This window comes from Streptomyces callyspongiae (assembly GCF_047200695.1).
Taxonomy (GTDB): domain Bacteria; phylum Actinomycetota; class Actinomycetes; order Streptomycetales; family Streptomycetaceae; genus Streptomyces.
Window position 1 is genome coordinate 1 of sequence record NZ_JBJZOM010000037.1, and the last position, 2522, is coordinate 2522.

The window sequence follows — 2522 nt, forward strand, 5'->3', positions numbered from 1 at the left end:
GGCGAGACGCTCCACATCCGCTTCCTCGCACTCCGCCGGCACACACACCTCCTCGGCCGACGGCGCCTGCAGCACCCGCTGCTGCGGTGCGTCACCGCTCTCCGGGAAGACCGTGCGCAGCGACTCGTGACGCTCCATCACGTCACCCAGCGCACTCCGGAGTGCGGACACCTCGAGCGCACCGGTCAGGCGCAGCAGGAAGGGCACGTGGTACGAGGCGTTCGGGCCCTGGGTGCGCTCCAGGAACCACAGCCGCTGCTGGGCTGCCGACAGCGGAAGCACCTCGGGGCGCTCGCAGCGGGCCAGGACCGACCTCGCCCGGTCCGCGACCGCCAGGTGGCACGCGAGCGCCGAGGCCGTCGGGAAGCGGAACACCTCGGCGACGCCCACCTCCACGCCCAGCACGCTCCGCACACGACTGCTCAGCCGGGCCGCCACCAGTGAGTGGCCGCCGAGGCGGAAGAAGTCGTCGTCGGCGCCCACGGTGTCGAGACCCAGGACATCGGCGAAGAGGTCGCACAGCACCGCCTCCTCGCGCGTCGACGGAGCCCGGCCGGAGCCGCGCGTGCTCTCCCGTCCGGGCGCGGGAAGCGCGGAGCGGTCGACCTTGCCGGAACCGGTCAGCGGGAGACGGTCGAGAAACACGTATCCCGACGGCACCAGGTGCGGCGGCAGCGCCGCCTCCGCGTGGCGGCCCAGCACCTCGGCGTCGCACCGCGCGCCGTCGGCCACGACGTAGGCCACCAGCCGCACACCGCCCGCGCCCTCCCGCGGGACGACGACCGCCTGCTGCACCGCCGGGTGGCCGACGAGGACCTTCTCCACCTCCGCCGGCTCGATGCGGAAGCCGCGGATCTTCACCTGGTGGTCGGAGCGGCCGTGGTGCTCGAGAATGCCGTCGGCCCTGCGACGGCCCAGGTCGCCGCTGCGGTACATGCGGCTGCCGGGCGGCCCGTACGGGTTGGCGACGAAGCGCTCCGCGGTCAGTGCCCGCTGACCGGCGTAGCCGCGCGCCAGGCCGAAGCCCGCGACGTAGACCTCACCCACGACGCCGGGCGGCACGGGACGCAGCCGCTCGTCCAGCACGAGGACGGGCTTGCCCGTCAGCGCCGCACCCACCGGAACCGGACCGGGCGACGTGTCCTGCCGCGACACGGGATGCGTGGTGGCGAAGACCGTGGTCTCCAACGGTCCGTAGCCGTTCACCAGCCGCGTCGACGGATAGGTCTGCAGCGCACGGGCGACATGGGGAACGGAGAGCGCCTCGCCGCCCGTCACCACGCACCGTACCGCGTCGAAGACCCCGGGGTGCGTGTCCAGCAGGTGGTTGAACAGCCCGCTCGACAGGTAGGCCGCGCCGACCCGGTGCCGCTCGATCAGGGAAGCCACCCGCTCCGGGTCGACCCGGCTCCCGGGGTGGAGCACGCAGGTGGCCCCGTGCAGCAGCGGCCCGAACAGCTCCAGGGCGAACGCGTCCCAGGAGACGGGGGAGCACTGCAGCCACACCTCGCCCGGTCCGAACTCCGCGTAGTTCTGGCCGGTGAGCGTGCCCACCAGGGCCCGGTGCGGCGTCACCACACCCTTGGGGGCACCGGTGGAGCCGGAGGTGAACATCACGCAGGCGGTGTCCAGAGGGGAGACCTCGACCGCGGGGTCCCACGCCGGCCGGGTGGCGAAGGTGTCCTCGTCGTCGAGCAGCACCGTGCGGACGCCGGCGCCCAGCCACGAGGTGTCCTGCCCGGTCGTCGTGACCAGGTGCCCGACCTCCGCCTGCTCGGTGACGGCGTGCAGGCGGGCGGCGGGGAGCTGCGGGTCGAGCAGGGTGTAGCCCGCACCGGCCTTCAGCGCACCCAGCAGCGCCACCACGAGGCGCACATCCCGGTCCACCAGGACGGCGACGGTGGAGCCGGGCGTTACGCCCCGGTCGATGAGGTGGTGGGCGAAGCGGTTGGCGACGGTGTCCAGTTCTCCGTAGGTGAGACGTTCCTCGCCGCAGACGAGTGCGGTACTGCCGGCGTGCCGGGCGGCCACGTCGCGGAACCTGCCGTGCACGCTCGGCAGGTGCTCCGGGATGCGCTCCGCCACCTGCTGCTCCGCCTGCAGCGCGGCCCGTTCCGCCGGGGTCAGCAGGTCCACGTCCCCGATGCGGTCCTCCGGCCCGGACACCAGGTCCGCCAGCAGGGCGAGCCACCGCTCGGCCAGACGCTCGGCGGTCGTGCGGTCGAAGAGGTCGGTGGCGGCGGTGAGGACGCCGGTCAGTCCGCGCGGCGCGCCGGACGCGTCGTGGTGCTCCGTCAGGTCGAAGGTCAGGTCGAACTTGGCCGATTCCAGCGCCACCACCTGCGGGGGCTCGGTCTCCAGGCCCGCCATGCGCGCCTCGGCCCCGCTGGTGTTCTGGAGGACGAGCATGGTCTGGAACAGCGGGTGGCGGCCGAGGGACCGCTGCGGGTTCAGCTCCTCCACCAGGATTTCGAAGGGGACGTCCTGGTGGGCGTAGGCGGTGAGGTCGGTGTCGCGTACGC

1 protein-coding gene is annotated in these 2522 nt (G+C 73.4%); it reads right to left on the reverse strand.

Annotated features, from left to right (window positions below):
• The coding region (locus tag ACL06G_RS21385) for a non-ribosomal peptide synthetase (RefSeq protein ID WP_412836519.1) at positions 1–2522 on the reverse strand (2522 nt) is incomplete at both ends.